We start from the raw sequence: 16,870 nt of genomic DNA, 5'->3' as shown, positions 1-16,870 counted from the left end.
CAAGCAGCCCCGCGCACCTCGCGGGCGCGGCGCATCACGCAGGGAGCCCGGCCGGGCTGGATTTTTGCAGACCATGGCCGGGCTCCCTGCTGCGTTCCGGCCTCCTACGCCCCTCCCCCGCAACAGTTCGCATCGCCTCTTGTCGGATTGCATCCTATTGTATACATTCGTATTCAAACAACAAGTTGGGAGCCTGACAATGGTGGAGAACGTGGACGTTCTGGTGGTGGGCGGCGGCAACGCCGGGTTCACGGCGGCACTGGCCGCGGCGGAAAACGGCCGCTCCGTGCTGTTGCTGGAGAAGTCGGAGAAGGACCGCGCCGGCGGCAACAGCTACTACACGGCCGGCGCCACCCGCATTCCGCACGGCGGGCTGGAAGACCTGGCCGACGTCGTCGAACCCGACGACCGGCATGCCGTCACCGAGGTGCCGCCGTACACGCAGGAGGATTACCTCGCGGATCTGGCGAAGGTCTCCGGCGGCCGGAATGATCCGGAGCTGTCCCGGGTGCTGGTGGAGGAGAGCCACGGGACGCTGCGCTGGCTGCAGCGGCAGGGGCTGAAGTACCGGCTGATGTACGAGCGCCAGGCGTACAGCCGGCCGGACGGGTCGTTTCTGTTCTGGGGTGGCCTGCACATCGGCAACGTGGGCGGCGGCAAGGGCCTGATGGAGGACCACGCGGCGGCGGCCGGACGTGTCGGCGTCGACGTCCGCTACGGCCACGCCGTCACCGAACTGATTGTCGAGGACGGTCGCGTGGCCGGGGTCCGGTTCCGCGACGACGCCAGCGGCACCGCCGGCGAGGTGCGGGCGGAGTCCGTGATCCTGGCCTCCGGCGGCTTCGAGGCGAATCCGGAGATGCGGCAGCGCTACCTGGGCGAGGGCTGGCAGAACGCGAAGGTCCGCGGCACCCCGGGGAACACCGGCGAGATGATCCGCGCCGCCCTTGACGCGGGCGCGGCGCAGGGCGGGGACTGGTCCACCTGCCACAGCGTCGCCTGGGATGCCGGGTTCGCGGAGAACGAGAGCAACTACCAACTGACCAACCAGCTCACCCGCGGCGGCTACCCGCTGGGGATCGTGGTGAACCGGGACGGCGCGCGGTTCGTGGACGAGGGCGCGGACTTCCGCAACTACACCTACGCCCGCTACGGCCGGGACATCCTGCAGCAGCCCGGCGCGGTGGCGTACCAGCTCTTCGACGCCACCACCCGACCCATGCTTCGCGCCGAGGAGTACGAGATGCCCGGCGTCTCGGTGATCGAGGCCGATGACCTGGCTTCCCTGGCCGAGCGTGCGGGCATTGACCCGGCGGGACTGGAACGCACCGTGGCAGAATTCAACGCCGGCATCGACACCGGCAAGGCATTCGACCCGAACGTCAAGGACGGCCGCGCGGCCGCCGTAGTGCCGCCCAAGAGCAACTGGGCGCTGGCGCTGGAGACGGCCCCCTTCTACGCCTTCCCCGTCACCTGCGGCGTGACGTTCACGTTCGGCGGCCTGAAGACGGACACCTACGGCCGGGTGCTGGATAACGACGGCGAACCCATCCCGGGCCTGCTGGCCTGCGGTGAGGCACTCGGCGGGCTCTTCAGCGGCAACTACCCGGGCGGCAGCGGGCTCGCGGCCGGGGCCGTGTTCGGCCGGCGGGCCGGGTCCGTCGCCTAAGTCCTTTCCTGGGGTGCTGTCCTCGCTCTCCGCTACCCGTTGACGACGGCGTGGAGTGCGGCCGCGGTGCCTGCAGGGTCGGTGAGCATGGCGCAGTGGTCCCCGTTCATGGTGACCAGCCGGGTGGCGGCCGGCAGGTTGGAGAGGGACATCCGCATCCGCCGCTCGGTGTTCTGCCGGTCGTCTTCGGGCCAGATGTAGGTCACGGGGACGCCGTCCAGGGCCCCGGCGGGCACGGTCCACGGTTCGAAGAGCGGCCCGGCGGGCTGCGGGGTGAGGCGGGACCGGATGGCCTCGACAGCGGGGTTCTCCGGCTCCAGCGAGGAAAGCCAGCGGGAGGCCACCACCTCCGCAGGGACCATGTAGCTGCCGTCCCCGCGCTCCGCGGCTTCCCGCTCGTAGGTCTCGCGGATGCCGGGATCCAGGGTGTCCGCCCAGGACTGCCCGGGTTTGCGGGCCTGGGCGCTGAAGTAGACCAGATGCCGGACCTTGTCTGGGCGCTGCAGGGCCGGGGCAGCGATGGGGTACCCGGCCATGCTGTGCCCGGTGAGGACCACCGGTTCCGGGGCATCGTCCAGGTGGTCGACGACGGCGGCCACGTAATCTGCCACCGTCACGGAGCCGCGCGGGGTGGCGTCGTTTCCGTGGCCGGGGAGGTCGAACGCGGCGGCTTCCGTGCCGAGGGCCGCGAGTTCGGCGATGGTGTCTTCCCAGCACCAGGCGCCGAGCATGCTCCCGTGGACCAGCAGGATATCGGCGGGCATGGGTGCTCCTTCAGTGGGGCTGGGAGCGGCCGCCGGGCTTCGGCGCCGCAATTGAATGCAAATGTATACTGCAGGCTGGGTGATGGGAACCCGGAAGGTAGCCCGTGGACGCCAGGTGCGGGCCCCGGTGAGGAGCATGCGTGGTGTTGGAGAAGTCGGTTTACAGCCGCCTGCGGGAGGACATCCTGAGCTCGGCGATCACGCCGGACGAGACCCTCACCGAGGTCAAGCTGACGGAGCGCTACGGCGCCTCCCGCACTCCGGTCCGCGAGGCACTGCAGCGGCTGGAGCAGGACGGACTCCTGGAGCGCCGCGGCAAGATCCTGGCCGTCCGGACCCACACGGCCGAAGAAATCGTGGACATCTACGAGTCACGGATCGTGCTTGAGGAGGCAGCGGCGGCCAAGGCGGCGCGCAAGCGGACGGACCTGGATGTCCGTTTGCTGCGGGCCAAGTATCAGAGCATGCGCGCTCTGGATCCGTCCGACGGGCCGGCGCTGGCCGAGGCAAACCGGGAGTTCCATGGCCTGATCTGGACCGCGGCCCACAGCCCGTCGCTGATGCGGCTGCTCACCGGCCTGGACCAGCAGGTCCGCCGCTACACGCTGACCACCCTCACCCACCAGGGCCGCTGGGACGCGGTGCTGGCCGACTATGAAGCCCTGGTCGCCGCAATCGAGGCCGGCGACGCCACTGTGGCGGGGGACATTGCCGCCCGCCACATGACGGAAGCGCTTGAGATCCGCCTGCAGATGTACGCCGAAGACCCGCAGCGGCTTTAGGGATTCCCGTTGCAGGGTGTTAGAGCGCAGCCCCCTTTGCCACTTACTCCCGCGCCACCGCCATCTACCAGCAAGGACCGCAATGTTGACACGGCAGCACTTTCTTCGCTTACTGTCATAGTTTTCAACTACAAGTCGAGCCTTTCGGCCATAACCCAATATGTCTGGCACGATCTTGACATGCCGCTAGATGACGAACTTCATGCACACCTCTCCCGCTTTGACACGGCTCCCTTTCTCTTCGTCGGCAGTGGTATGTCCAGACGCTACTTGGGCACGGAGGACTGGGAAGCGCTTCTCCGTCACTTTGCGGCATACACCGGTAAGCCATACGAACGGTATCGGGCTGACTCCGCGGGCGATCTGCCTCATGTCGCCTCAGCGATCGCCGAAAGCTTCCGAGAACAGTGGTGGGAGGCTAAAGAATTTGCCGCTAGCAGGGAACTCTTCCCCGAACCTCTCGACAGGTACTCACCTCTGAAAATCGAAGTAGCCCGCAGAATGCAGGCGGCGATGAAAAGAGTCCCAAAGGAGGGTGCTCTCTTCGAGGAGATGCAGCTTATGAAAGCCGCCGTCGTAGAGGGAGTCATAACCACGAACTACGACCCCTTGCTGGATGAAATATTTGATGATTTTGCCGTCTATGCCGGGCAGGATGAGCTTCTATTTAGCCACCCTCAGGGCGTCGGCGAGATATATATGATCCATGGGAGCGCCTCGAAGCCCGAGACCCTTGTCCTCACCCACGAAGACTACAGACACTTCAAGGAACGCAACGAATACCTTGCCGCAAAACTCCTGACAATATTCGTAGAACACCCAGTGATATTCCTGGGGTATTCCCTCTCCGACAAGAACATCCAAGAAATAATACAAAATATTGCCAAGATACTGTCGACTGAAAATCTCCACAAACTCCAAGATCGACTCATTTTCGTTCAGTGGAAATCCGATGCTGTCTCCCATCCCTCAGCCGAACTCTCCTCGCCTTCGAAGGTCTTCAGATCCCGATTATTTCTATAGAGGTAGCTGATTTCACGGGCATCTTCACGGCGCTTGGTCGACTCAAGCGGCGGTTGCCGCCGAAGGTGCTTCGGCAGGTCAAAGAACAGGTTTACGACCTGGTTTCCACTAGCAAGTCCAAGGGTTCGTTGCTTGTTCGCGATATTGCAGAAGATGTTGATCCGTCAACGATTGAAATAGTTATCGGGGTTGGTATTAGGCAGAAATTGGCCCTAAATGGTCTTGTGGGATGGAGTAGAATGCACCTGCTCAACGAGGTGCTGAACCGAGACCTTCTGGGGAATGCGGAGGCTATGGAGACAGTCTCCACCCAAGTGCTTCAGAACCACCTCATGGGTGGAACTAATGCTCCGATCTACTACTACCTTGAGAATGCCGGACGGTTGGACGCCCATGGCAACCTGCACAATGAGGATAGTTTGCATGAGCGAGTAAAGCAGAGGGCCAAAACCAGTTATGAAGCCTTGACGTCAGTTGACCTCATCTCCAAGAAGAATAGATTGCTGGCCGAGGGCTGTGATTCGTTCAGTGTTCTCGCCCTAGTCGAAGATCCACATCTCACACTGTCGATCCTGCCCGCCATTTCTCCTCAAAAAATCGATCTCGAAGAGTTGCGCCAGTTCCTGCTTGATCATGTCGAAACTGATGCCCAGGGCAAACCCACTACTGTTTGGGCGAAAGCGGTTTGTTTATATGATGTTCTCCGGCACGGCCCGGGCCGACTCGACAAAGCGTGACCCGCCGGCAGAAGATTCGGTCGAGGTCCGCCGGCCGGCAGGCCTACTTCGGCTAAAGGCTTCCTCAGGAATCTGTGATCCGCGCTGTAAGGCCGCGGGACATGGTCGGCATGATTTGCCGGTCAGGACGCCCGGCATGCAAGCCCACCCTTGTCCTTGAGAATCGTGGAGACCGGAAATTGTTCCATGAGATCAGACAGACGGGAGGAGCCATCGTTGAAGATCCGCGAAGGACTGAGTCTGGGCTTCCCTAAGGTCAGGACCGCCGAACTATGCCGCGGCCGCGGCTGGCCTGACCTGCTGGAAGAGGTCCTGGCCGCCTTGAAGAGTCCGTTGACCTAGGAGGGTCCTGCCTTACTTAGCACATAGGCCTGCCGACTGTGACTCATGAGGTCTTCTAGTGTGACCATCGCTTTCTATCGGCGAGATCCTTGGTCGCCATGTGCAGCCACAACTGTTCGATGATTGGGCAGGAAGGCTTCGCAATGCTCATTGTCACCAATTTGCTAAAACTTCATTTAGCTATCCGATGGGGACGATTATGAACGAGAATCTTATCCAGACGGCACAGGAGTGCTGGGGCCAGCTCACCCGGGACGGCAGGCTCAGGCCTAAGGACTATGACGCCGACCTCGTAGACGAGCTCCGAGGGCGCCTAGGTCTTACCGATACAAAAGACTTTCATTCCGAGCTCAGAGATATCTCAGCCCAGGATCTAGTGGAGGGTCTATTGACCGCACTCAAACCTCTGGCAGTGATGATGACCGACCTCTTGAGCCTGTACGAGGCAATCGGGGCCACGCGGGCTTCGGAGCCAAACCTGCGAGTTGAATTCAACTTTGACTCGGATGACAGACCCTTCGAATTTGACGTTCAAGCTTTCCGCGATTGGGAATCAATTTGTCGCCGCGTCCTCAGCAAGCGCAGCGTCCGACGTTGGGAACAAGGTCCAGCATGGAAACTGGCCAAAGTAATCCGGGAGGGAACCGCGTTGCTGGCCCCGATTCATGTGGAGACCCCACCGAGATTGGGCCCTAAAATGGAGTGGCCGCCATACGGGCAGGAAGCACCTAGGAGCGGCTTAGAATACCTCGACTCGGGTATTGCTCGAGCGTGGCGGGTAAGGGAAGAATTCCTCACTGATGCAGTGTCACGTTGGCCTAACCGCGAAGACTACGGAACTGCGTCCCGCGATCCAGGCGTAATAGACGAGGCTCATATCATGGTCAGCGATTATTGGGACCACTCCATCGGCGAAGAACTACGTGAGCTCGCTATTCGCGCTTCAGCTGCGCCCACGCTAGGCGTTTCCCGACGACGCGTAACCGGATTAATCAGGACTCTGATTGGTGCACTGGACGATGCGATTAGGGAACTGCCGACTTCCGAGCGCTACGTCCAAGAGGAAATCAAAGATCTCATTGAAGTATTTTCTCTGCTTATGTGGGGTAAACGCCATGAGCTGTACTCCGCGTGGGTTTTTACCCGCATTGTAGACGCAATCGGTATCCAGCGTCTTTCGTTTGTCGTGAAAGCTGGCAGGTTCTCATTTGACTTCAAAGGCGCCGAGTTAGCAACTTTCGAGTCCGCAGAGGGCCCCTTCTCTGTGTGGACCGAAATGCGCACCAAGTACCACAGCCCAGTGGGGCACGGTCGTACTAACAGCATCCAGCCCGACTTCCGTATCGTACGATCGCCAATCGACGATCCCGACTCTTCGATTCTCGCAGTCGAGGTGAAGCAGTACCTTCGGTCAGCACTCCGTAACCCTGCCGACGCGCTTGCAGACTACACCGGGGGCTCCCCCAAGCTGACGTTGTCCTAGCCGCCTACGGGCCTGTCAGCCTCCGGGTGCTGGACAATCTCAAAGCGGATGCTCATGATCGCGCGCACGTCGTCCGCTACATGCGCCCTGGGGAGGACGACTCACTCAACGCCTTCCGAGCCTTGATCGCCGCTCGTATCCCCTCAGAATCCGTTTCCAACTCGGCCGATCAGTCGACCAACCTCGGACAGGTTTTTGCACGAGAATTGGGCAGCGACGTGCGTGTGGAACTGACCTGGGAACGGAAGGGCGTAGACCTTGATCTCCATGCCGAACTTCCTAACAACCGAACGGTTGACTTTCGAAATGCGCAGGCGAATACGGAGACAGGGGCCATCAGGCTCGAGGAAGATATCCGCGATGCCCCCGGGCCCGAGATTTTGCACATATCAGGTGAAGAAACTGTCGCAGTGTATGTTCACGCTTATTCCGCCGACGGAATCGGTACCGTGGGGGCCAAGCTGAGAGTCGTTTGTGGCCATCTTGACTCCACGATGGCAATCCCCTTCTTGTCGGTTAATACAGACTCTCGCTGGTGTCTTGTCCTGATCGTGGACTCCATTAAGATTCAGGTCATCGACGAGAACTGTCCCCCTCGTCCGGTCTCATAGCCTAGCTTGGTTAGTTAATGGCGCACCGCTAAACCTCCGCCACAGGCGCCGCGAACTGGGCCTCGTACAGCCGCGCGTAGGCCCCGCCGGCCTCCAGCAGTGAGGCATGCGTTCCCTGCTCCACGATCTGACCTGCCTCCATCACCAGGATGAGGTCGGCATCGCGGATGGTGGAGAGCCGGTGGGCGATGACGAACGAGGTCCGGTCGGACCGCAGCGCGCTCATGGCCTTCTGCACCAGTACCTCGGTGCGGGTGTCCACGGAGGAGGTTGCCTCGTCCAGGATCAGCACCGAGGGCCGGGCCAGGAACGCCCGGGCGATGGTCAGCAGCTGCTTCTCCCCCGCCGAGACGTTGGCGCCCTCGTCGTCGAGCACCGTGTCGTAGCCCTGCGGCAGAGAACGGACGAACCGGTCCACGTACGTCGCCTTCGCCGCCTCCAGGATCTCCGATTCGGTCGCCGAGGGCCGGCCGTAGGCGATGTTGTCCCGGATGGTCCCGCCGAACAGCCACGTGTCCTGCAGCACCATGCCCATCCGCGAGCGCAGCTCGTGCCGGGACATCAGCGCCACGTCCACCCCGTCCAGGGTGATCCGGCCGGCGTCGAGCTCATAGAAGCGCATCATCAGGTTCACCAGCGTGGTCTTACCCGCCCCGGTGGGCCCCACAATCGCCACAGTCTGCCCCGGTTCGGCGACCAACGAAAGCGAAGAGATCAGCGGCTTGTCCGGCGAGTACGCGAAGGACACGTCCTCGAACACCAGCCGCCCGCGCGTCGACTCCGGGGTGACCGGCACGTCCGGGTCGGTCAGTTGCTCCTCGGTGTCCAGCAGCTCGAACACCCGCTCTGCAGACGCAACCCCGGACTGCAGCAGATTCGCCATCGAGCCCAGCTGGGCCAGCGGCTGGGTGAACTGCCGCGAGTACTGAATGAACGCCTGCACGTCGCCCAGCTGCATCGCCCCGGACGCCACCTGCAGGCCGCCCACCACGGCGATCCCCACATAGACCAGGTTCCCGATGAATGTCATGGCCGGCATGATCAGCCCGGAAATGAACTGGGCGCCGAAGCTCGCCTGGTATAGCTCCGCGTTCTTCTGCCGAAACGTCTCCTCCACCTCGCGCTGCCGGCCGAACACCTTCACCAGCGCGTGCCCGGTGTACGTCTCCTCGATCTGGCCGTTCAGCTCGCCGGTGTTCTTCCATTGCGCCACGAACAGCTTCTGCGAGCGCTTGGCGATCACCGCCGTCGTGACCAGGGTCAGCGGAATGGTCACCAGCGCGATGATCGCCAGCGTGGGCGAAAGGATCACCATCATCACCAGCACCCCGGCTACGGTCAGCAGCGAGGTGACGGCCTGGCTGATGGACTGCTGCAGGCTCTGGGAGATGTTGTCCACGTCGTTGGTGACGCGGCTGAGCAGCTCGCCGCGCTGCACGGTGTCGAAGTAGCGCAGCGGCAGCCGGTTGATCTTCGCCTCGATCCGTTCGCGCAGCCGGTACACGGTCCGCTGCACCACGCCGTTGAGGATATATGCCTGCATCCACATGAACGCAGACGCCAGCACGTACAGCGCCAGCGCCCACAGCAGTACCGAGGACAGGGCGGTGAAGTCGATCCCGGTGCCCGGCGTCAGGTTCATGGCGCCGAGCATGTCCGCCTTCTGGTTCTCCCCGCGGCGCGCAGCTGGGTGATCAGCTGGTCCTTGGTCACCCCGGCGGGCAGCTGCTTGGAGACGACGCCTGCGAAGATCAGGTTGGTGCCCTCGCCCAGGAGGCGCGGGCCGATCACGGAGAACGTCACGCTGACGACGGCGAGGAGCAGCACCAGCGTCAGCCAGAGCCGCTCGGGGCGGAGTTCGCCCAGCAGCCTTTTCGCGGACGGGCCGAAGTTCATCGCCTTCTCGGCGGGGACGTTCATCCCGGCGAACGGGCCGCCGCGGCCCGGTCCGCCGGCGGGGCGGGGAATGCGGAGCGGGGCTTCCTTGCCGGCGCCGGGCGCGCCGGAACCGCCCGGAGAAGGTGCGCCGCCGGGGCGCGGGCCGCCCGCGCCGTAGCCGGCCGCGTTGCCGCCGGGCCCGCCGGGTCCGCCGCCCGCCGTCGGCGTCTGGGATTCGACCTTGCTCATACCGCCTCCTCCGCCGCGAGCTGGGAGTTCACAATCTCGTTGTACGTCTCCGAGGACTCCAGCAACTCCTCGTGCGTGCCCTGGGCGACGATCCTGCCGTCGTCGAGCACCAGGATCTGGTCCGCGTCCGCGATGCTGGAGACCCGCTGGGCGATGATCACCAGGGTGGCGCCGGCGGTGTGCTGCTTGAGCGCCTGCCGCAGCCGCGCGTCCGTGGCGGTGTCCAGCGAGGAGAACGAGTCGTCAAAGATGTACAGCTCCGGCCGTTTCACCAGCGCCCGGGCGATCGCGATCCGCTGCCGCTGCCCGCCGGAGACGTTCGTGCCGCCCTGCGAGATCGGCGCGTCCAGGCCGCCCTCCATCGCCCGGACGAAGTCCTCGGCCTGGGCGATGGCCAGCGCCTGCCAGAGTTCGTCCTCGGTGGCGTCGGGTTTGCCGTAGAGCAGGTTGCTGCGGACCGTGCCGGAGAACAGGTACGGCTTCTGCGGGACCAGTCCGATGTGCCCCCAGAGCTGGTCCGGGTGCAGTTCGCGGACGTCCACGCCGTCGATCCGGACCGAGCCGGAGGTGGCGTCGAAGAGCCGCGGCATTAGGTTCACCAGGGTGGTCTTGCCCGAGCCGGTGGAGCCGATGATCGCCGTCGTCTGCCCGGCGCGGGCGGTGAAGCTGACATCGGAGAGGACCGGCGCCTCGGCCCCCGGGTAGGCGAAACCGACGTCGCGCATCTGAAGTTCGCCGCGGGCGGCGCCGGCGAGGCTGACCGGCTGCGCGGGCGGGCGGACGCTGGATTCTGTACCGAGCACCTGCCCGATCCGGTCCGCGGAGACGGCGGCGCGCGGGATCATGATCGCCATGAAGGTGGCCATCATGACGGACATCAGGATCTGCATCAGGTAGCTCAGGAACGCGATCATTGTGCCCACCTGCATGGACCCGTCCTCGATCCGGTACGCGCCGAACCAGATCACGGCCACGGAGGAGACGTTGAGGACCAGCATCACGGTGGGGAACGCGAGCGCCATCAGCCGGCCGGCCCGCAGCGCGGTTTCGGTGACGTCCGCGTTGGCGCGGCCGAAGCGCTCGGTCTCGATGTCCTCGCGGACAAAGGCGCGGACCACGCGGATGCCGGTGAGCTGTTCGCGGAGCACCCGGTTCACGGTGTCGATCCGGGTCTGCATCAGCCGGAACAGCGGCACCATCCGGGTCACGATCAGGCCCACCGCCAGCAGCAGCACCGGGACACTGACCGCGATCAGCCAGGAGAGCTGCACGTCCTGCCGGATGGCCATGATGACGCCGCCGATGCTGAGCATGGGGGCGGTGACCATCAGCGTGGCGGACATCAGTACGAGTTGCTGGACCTGCTGGACGTCGTTGGTGGAGCGGGTGATCAGGCTGGGCGCGCCGAAACGGGTGACTTCCTGTTCGGAGAATTCGGCCACCCGGGTGAAGATCGCCCCGCGCACGTCCCGGCCCAGCGCCATCGCGGCCTTCGCGCCGAAGTAGACGGCGGCGATGGTGCACGCGATCTGCAGCAGCGTGATCAACAGCATCCAGCCGCCGGTGCGCATGATGTAGTCCGTGTCCCCGCGAGCCACGCCCTGGTCGATGATGTCCGCGTTCAAGGTGGGCAGGTACAGCGACGCGATGGAGGCGGCCAGCTGGAAGACGACGACGGCAAGCAGCAGCGCTCGCTGCGGCCGCAGGTATTGGACGAGCAGTTTCCAGAGCATCCGGTCTCCACTTCTGAAAGTGCCACTCGCAGCGTCCCCACGTGCTGCTGGTTCGAACGCCAGTTTACGTCCGGATGCTGGGCGTGAACCGGGTTCCTCTCAGGGCGGACGTACGGCGGGATCTGCCCGGATCCGTGAGCCGCCGTCGCCCCCGTGGAATGCGCCGGGCATCCGAGTGCTTGTGCTCCACGCGGGCCAGGAATAGCCTCCCAACCAGCGGTTGGAAACCAAGCGAGAGGCAGTCCATGCTGAGGCAGGTCGCGGAGGGCGTTCTGGTGCACGGGAGCGACTTCCTTCAGAGCAACTGCGTGATCGTGCAGGGCCACGACGGGGTTCTGCTGATCGACCCCGGCATCACGCGTACCGAGTTGGCCGGCCTCGCGCACGACGTTCGCGAACTGGGCCAGCCCGTCGTGGCGGGCTTCGCCACGCATCCGCATTGGGACCACGTGCTCTGGCATGAAGCCTTCGGCGACGTGCCCCGCTACGGGACCGCACGCTGCGCGGCGTCGATGCGGGACCTGCTGTCCACACCGGACTGGCAGGACCGTGTGGCCGGCGTCCTGCCGCCCGAGTTCGCCGACCAGATTCCGATGGAGATGCTCGGGCTCATCACCGGGCTGCCCGCCGACGCATCGCACCTTCCCTGGGACGGCCCCTCCATCCGCGTCATTGAGCATCGGGCCCACACCCAAGGCCATGCGGCGCTGCTCATCGAGGAGCGCCGCATCCTGGTGGCAGGCGACATGCTCTCCGACATCCTGATGCCATTCCTCGACCTCAACGCCGACGATCCGCTCGCCGACTACCTCGCAGCGCTGCAGCTGTTCGACGGCGTGGCTGACCGCGTCGACGCCGTCATCCCCGGCCACGGCTCCGTCGGCGGGGCGGACCAGCTGCAGGCCCGGATCGACCAGGACCTCGCCTACGTGGAAACTCTGCGCGACGGCGGCACGCCCGATGATCCGCGGGTCGGCCCCTCGGCTCCCCTGCCGTGGCTGCGGGACGTGCACAGCTTCCAGCTCCAGCGGCTCGCGCAGAAAGCCCAGGACGCTGCGTCCGAGTAGCGGCGCGACAGGTTCGGCCGGAAGGACGCGGGCTAGGAGGCGGGGTCGGTCTCGTGCTGCGCGGGCTGACGGTCGCCGGCCGCCGTACTGGGATTGTGGTTTTCGCGGCCGCCGTGGCCGCCGTCGTTCTTCTTCCCGAAGGGCACCACCTTCAGCAGCGGCGTCACGACGGCCATGACCACCAGGCCCCAGGCGAGTCCCAGGACGGCCGAGCACAGGGTGTTCACCAGCCAGGCGAGGAACCCGCCCACCACCGCGACCCCGGCGACGGGGTGCTCGAGGGCGTGGACCAGGTCGTAGGGGCCGTGCCAGCCGAGGTCGTGGGCGCCCTGCAGCATGATGTGCCCGCCCACCCAGAGCATGGCGCCGGTCCCGATCACGGTGATGGTGGTCAGCACCTTCGGCATGCCCCGGACCAGGAGCTCGCCGAAGCGCTTGGTGCCGGCGGCCTTCTTGGTGGTCAGGTGCAGGCCGATGTCGTCCATCTTGACGATGAGCCCGACGGCGCCGTACACGGCCGCGGTGATTGCGATGGCCACTGCGACCAGGATGACGGCGCGGACCCAGAGCGATTCCGCCGCCACCTCGTTCATGGCGATGACCATGATCTCGCAGGAAAGGATGAAGTCGGTGGTGATGGCGCCCTTGACGACCTTGGCCTCGGCTTCCGGACCCCGGTCCACCGCCGGGGTGTCCTCGTCCGCCTCGTGCTGGCCGCGGAGCTTGTGCCAGATCTTCTCGGCGCCCTCGTAGCAGAGGTAGGTGCCGCCGGCCATGAGGATGAACGGGATGATCCACGGGATGAAGGCGCTGATGAGCAGCAGCGCCGGCAGGATGATCAGGAGCTTGTTCCGCACCGACCCCCAGAAGATCTTCCGGATCATCGGCAGTTCGCGGGACGGGTCCGCGCCGGACACGTACTGCGGGGTGACGGCGGCGTCGTCAATCACGACGCCGGCAGCCTTGGCACCCGCCTTGGCCGCACCGGCCGCGACGTCGTCCACCGAGGCGGCGGCGATCCTGGCCAGGGCGGCGATGTCGTCCAGCAGGGCGACCAGTCCGCCGCTCATCGGGCGATGTCAGGCTGTTGAGCGGCGGATGGAAGGTCGCGGGAGCCTCTGCCCAGGCACGTAGTCAACATCTCCGAATTATATGCGGGCGCACGGCCGGTGGGCCGCCGGGGCGGCGGTAGGACGGCGCTTCAGAAGATGCCCCGAGCACTTCCTTAGACGCGGAGCCAGCGGAAGCCGTGCGGCTCCAGGGTCAGGCCGTCCCGGAGCGGGACCCGGCCGCCGTTGATGAGGTCCTCGGCGGTGTCCGGCATCCCGCCGAGCGTCGCGGCGTCGAGGTGCTGGGCGGTCTCGCCGAAGTTGGCGAGCACCAGGATGGTGGACTCTCCCCCGTGGGAAGTTCCCGGGCGCTGGTAGCCCAGCACGTGCGGGTTGTGGGTGTGGAACGGGACCAGCCGGCCACCCGCGAACTCGGGGGTCCGCCGTCGCACGTCGATCAGGTGGGTCAGCCCGGCGAAGATCTTCCCGGCGTCCGTCGCCGGGTCCGTCCGTTCCGCGTAACGGTCTCCCGGGTACTCCGGCCGTCCCACCCAGCGGCTGTCCTCGGCCTTGGCCGGGTCCTGGCGGTAGGCGTAGTCGTTCAGTTGCCCCACCTCGTCGCCCAGGTACAGCAGCGGGATGCCACCGGTGCTGAGGACGATCGAGTGGGCCAGCAGGATCCGTGCGACGGCGGACGGGTCGTCCGCCTCAAGCCCGGCGAGGGACGCCGTCGTGCCCGAGACGCGGCAGTCCCCGGTGCGCGGGTTGTCCTGGAACGGCACGCCCCGGGCGAAGCTGTCCGGGAACCGGTTGACGAAGAAGGCGTTGAGGAAGCTGCGGTGATCGTGGCCGTTGATGCCGAATTCGGCCGCATCCTCGTCGGAGAAGGTCCAGCCGATGTCGTCATGGCTGCGGACGTAGTTCACCCAGGCAGTGCCGGCCGGAATGTGGTGGCGGCGTTCCAGGGCCTGGGCCAGCAGGTTCACCTCGCGGGTGGCCAGTGTGTTCCAGATCAGGGCCATCTGCAGCGGGTTGTAGCTGAGCTGGCACTCCCCCGGGCTGATGTACTGCACCACCTCGTCCGGGTGCACGATCGCCTCGGACTTGAACAGCAGCGACGGCGCCGCGAGCCGGCAGACGGCATTGAACGCCTGCAGCAGCAGGTGCGCCTCCGGCAGGCTCTCGCAGGGGGTGCCCAACTGCTTCCAGATGAACGCGACCGCATCCATCCGCACAATATCCACGCCCTGGTTGGCCAGGTACAGCATCTCCCCGGCCATGGCGCGGAACACCCGCGGGTTGCGGTAGTTCAGGTCCCACTGGAAGGAATGGAAGGTGGCCCAGATCCAGCGCCCGTCCTCCAGCTGGATGAACGAGCCGGGGTGGTCGTCCGGGAAGATCTCCCGGACGGTCTCCTCGTACGCGTCCGGCATGGTCCGGTCCGGGAAGATCAGGTAGAAGTCCTCGAAGCCGAGCTCCCCCGCCACGGCCTTGCGCGCCCACTCATGTTCGTTGGAGGTGTGGTTGAAGATGAAATCCACCACCAGGGCGATGCCGTTTTCCCGGAGTTCGCGGGCGACGGCGGCGAGTTCGGCCATGGTGCCAAGGGCCGGGTTCACGTCGCGGTAGCTGGAGACGGCATAGCCGCCGTCGGAGTTCTCCTCCGGGGCACGGAACAGCGGCATCAGGTGCAGGTACGTCAGGCCCAGCTCCCGGAAGTACGGGATGCGGGCGCGCAGCCCGGAGAGGTCGCCGGCGTAGAGGTCCACGTAGCAGACGCCGCCCAGCATCCCGTTCGATTGGAACCAGTCCGGGTCGGCCGCACGGTCCGCGTCCAGCGCCTTCAGGTCAGCCGGCCGGTCCTGCCAGGACGCCGCGGCGTCGAGGACCAGCTGCCGCAGTTCGGTGTCGCCCTCCGGGCCGTAGATCCGCCGGAACAGGGACTCCAGCCGCGGGAACTCGGCGTCGAACCGCTCCCGGAAGCCGTTCCAGTCCTGGTCCGTGGTGACGGGCCGGCGGGCGGACGCCAGGGCGGAGGCGACGTCGGCGCGGGTGCTGTCCCCAGGCACGGTTCCGGGGGAGGTGGTGGGCGGCACGGTGCTCCTTCGCTGCGGTGGCGGCCGACGGCGTGTGCGGCCCTGGAGATAAGGCTGTGGCCTGGGCGCGATGTTGTCCATCCCGGACCGCGGTCCGGGCGTCAGGATCTGTGTCGACCGTCACGGTGGCCGGGAGATCGTCAGCCTGATTACTACCTCCACCGCGCGCCGGTTCGACCCAGCCTCTCCGATGGCGTAGACATGAGGACCATGACCTCTACCCAGACACCGTCTCCGCTGGAAACCCCGGCCGCGGCTTCCGCCCACGCAGCGCTCTTTTCCGAACCCGAGGTCGTCACCGCCGTCGTCGTTCCCGGCCTGGATCCGTCCAAGGTCGCCGCGCAGTTCTCCGACCCGCTGTAGCCTGCGCCTGGCGGGCTTCCTAGGTTGAAGCCGGCCAGTCCGACCCCACGGCGAACCAGGCACGGTCGATTGCCGCCAGGGCGTCAGCGTCCAGGGGTCCGCCGGCCGCCGCCGCGATGTTGTGGCGGAGGTGCTCCAGCTTGGCCGTACCCGCAATGGCGGTGTGCACGCCGGGCGCGTAGACCGTAAACCGCAGGGCGAATTCGGCCCAGTCCAAGGCCCCGGGGTCCAGCTCGAGGGCCCGGAGCCGTTCCCAGTAGAGCTCGGCATAGTTTCCCACCGGCCGCTCGGGGAACCGCCAGGGCGCGTTCGCGATCGGACGCTTGGCGATGACCCCCAGTTCGGGCCGCTTGCCCACCACGTTGCGCAAATTCCACTGATCGGCGATGTTGACGCTGGTCTCGATGGCGCCGAAGCGGCCCGACTCTGCCGCGAAGGCGAGGGCCTCGTTGTCCCCGCTGTAGCCGGCGACGCCGATTTTGCCGTCGGCGACGGCCTTATCCAGCGTGTCCTGCAGGTCACCGCGCCGCAGGATGTCGAGCGGGCAGGAGTGCAGGTAGAAGATGTCCAGGCGTTCGGACTGGGTCAGGCGCAGGGACCGTTCGATGCTCTCCAGCACGCTGCCCGGCGACCAGTCACGTTGGCCGTTGATCTTCGGACCGCCCTTGGTGGAGAGCACGAATTCGTCCCGCCGGTGGCCAAGGTGCCGGCCAATGCGCTCCTCGCTCAGCCCGTAGCTGGCCGCCGTGTCGATCAGCGTGACACCGAGATCCAGTGCCCCGTTGAGCACGTCGGCGGCGTCGCGCTCGGTGACGTCGGATTCACCGATCTGGCCGGCTCCGAGCCCCACGATGGAAACGTTCAATCCGGTTTCGCCGAACGGCCTTGTCTCCAGCATTGTCGCTCCCTTGTCTCGAGCCACGCCCACCCTCGCGGGGTGGGCCTGTCATCAATTCCTAGGGGAAGCGTTGACGCTCCCCGCCCTCAGGCTATCCGCCGTGCGCCGCAGGCCGGGCACGGCGGA

Annotated in this window: 13 protein-coding genes and 1 pseudogene; 8 read left to right on the top strand and 6 right to left on the bottom strand. The window is 65.5% G+C overall.

All coding sequences use genetic code 11. From position 1 onward, the window contains the following. Positions 1–199: 199 nt before the first annotated feature. Positions 200–1,669, top strand: a complete 1,470-nt coding sequence (gene tcuA, locus ACRQ5B_RS07760) for an FAD-dependent tricarballylate dehydrogenase TcuA (RefSeq protein WP_432398534.1) — start codon at positions 200–202, stop codon at positions 1,667–1,669. 32 nt (positions 1,670–1,701) lie between these two features. Here the strand turns inward: tcuA and ACRQ5B_RS07755 are convergent, their stop codons facing one another. Continuing rightward, positions 1,702–2,433, bottom strand: coding sequence for an alpha/beta fold hydrolase (locus ACRQ5B_RS07755; protein ID WP_432398532.1), 732 nt, complete (start codon positions 2,431–2,433; stop codon positions 1,702–1,704). 140 nt (positions 2,434–2,573) lie between these two features. Between ACRQ5B_RS07755 and ACRQ5B_RS07750 the strand changes: the two genes are divergently transcribed. The 5 genes from ACRQ5B_RS07750 (at position 2,574) to ACRQ5B_RS07730 (ending at position 7,411) form a co-directional block, all read left to right on the top strand. Beyond that, positions 2,574–3,215, top strand: coding sequence for a GntR family transcriptional regulator (locus ACRQ5B_RS07750; protein WP_432398530.1), 642 nt, complete (start codon positions 2,574–2,576; stop codon positions 3,213–3,215). A 180-nt stretch (positions 3,216–3,395) separates the two neighbouring features. Next, complete coding sequence (locus tag ACRQ5B_RS07745; RefSeq protein WP_432398528.1) at positions 3,396–4,238, top strand: SIR2 family protein; 843 nt, start codon at positions 3,396–3,398, stop codon at positions 4,236–4,238. A 65-nt stretch (positions 4,239–4,303) separates the two neighbouring features. After that, entirely contained in the window at positions 4,304–4,975 is a 672-nt protein-coding gene (locus tag ACRQ5B_RS07740; protein WP_432398526.1) for a hypothetical protein, read from the top strand. Between the two features lie 541 nt (positions 4,976–5,516). Continuing rightward, positions 5,517–6,800 (top strand): hypothetical protein, encoded by a 1,284-nt coding sequence (locus tag ACRQ5B_RS07735; protein WP_432398524.1) that lies wholly within the window; start codon positions 5,517–5,519, stop codon positions 6,798–6,800. Positions 6,801–6,826: 26 nt separating this feature from the next. Next, positions 6,827–7,411 (top strand): hypothetical protein, encoded by a 585-nt coding sequence (locus tag ACRQ5B_RS07730; RefSeq protein WP_432398522.1) that lies wholly within the window; start codon positions 6,827–6,829, stop codon positions 7,409–7,411. 28 nt (positions 7,412–7,439) lie between these two features. Here the strand turns inward: ACRQ5B_RS07730 and ACRQ5B_RS07725 are convergent. Both ACRQ5B_RS07725 and ACRQ5B_RS07720 read right to left on the bottom strand, forming a co-directional pair. After that, a pseudogene (locus ACRQ5B_RS07725) lies at positions 7,440–9,379 on the bottom strand (ABC transporter ATP-binding protein). Positions 9,380–9,534: 155 nt separating this feature from the next. Beyond that, entirely contained in the window at positions 9,535–11,271 is a 1,737-nt protein-coding gene (locus ACRQ5B_RS07720) for an ABC transporter ATP-binding protein (protein WP_432398520.1), read from the bottom strand. Between the two features lie 245 nt (positions 11,272–11,516). On the opposite strand from ACRQ5B_RS07720, the gene ACRQ5B_RS07715 reads away from it, so the two are divergent. Beyond that, complete coding sequence (locus ACRQ5B_RS07715; RefSeq protein WP_432398518.1) at positions 11,517–12,338, top strand: MBL fold metallo-hydrolase; 822 nt, start codon at positions 11,517–11,519, stop codon at positions 12,336–12,338. A gap of 32 nt (positions 12,339–12,370) precedes the next feature. Here the strand turns inward: ACRQ5B_RS07715 and ACRQ5B_RS07710 are convergent, their stop codons facing one another. Next, on the bottom strand, positions 12,371–13,408 hold the full coding sequence (locus tag ACRQ5B_RS07710) for a DUF808 domain-containing protein (protein ID WP_432398516.1): 1,038 nt from the start codon (positions 13,406–13,408) through the stop codon (positions 12,371–12,373). Between the two features lie 155 nt (positions 13,409–13,563). Continuing rightward, positions 13,564–15,483, bottom strand: a complete 1,920-nt coding sequence (locus ACRQ5B_RS07705; RefSeq protein ID WP_432398514.1) for an alpha-amylase family glycosyl hydrolase — start codon at positions 15,481–15,483, stop codon at positions 13,564–13,566. A gap of 210 nt (positions 15,484–15,693) precedes the next feature. Here ACRQ5B_RS07705 and ACRQ5B_RS07700 point away from each other — a divergent pair, with 210 nt between their 5' ends. Then, entirely contained in the window at positions 15,694–15,846 is a 153-nt protein-coding gene (locus tag ACRQ5B_RS07700) for a hypothetical protein (protein WP_290256312.1), read from the top strand. A 19-nt stretch (positions 15,847–15,865) separates the two neighbouring features. On the opposite strand, the gene ACRQ5B_RS07695 is transcribed toward ACRQ5B_RS07700, so the two are convergent. Beyond that, entirely contained in the window at positions 15,866–16,744 is an 879-nt protein-coding gene (locus tag ACRQ5B_RS07695) for an aldo/keto reductase (RefSeq protein ID WP_432398512.1), read from the bottom strand. Between the last annotated feature and the right edge of the window lie 126 nt (positions 16,745–16,870).

This window comes from Pseudarthrobacter sp. L19 (genome assembly GCF_050859435.1).
Classification (GTDB): domain Bacteria; phylum Actinomycetota; class Actinomycetes; order Actinomycetales; family Micrococcaceae; genus Arthrobacter.
The sequence above is the reverse complement of the archived record's forward strand: the minus strand, read 5'-3'. Positions and strand labels throughout refer to the sequence as shown.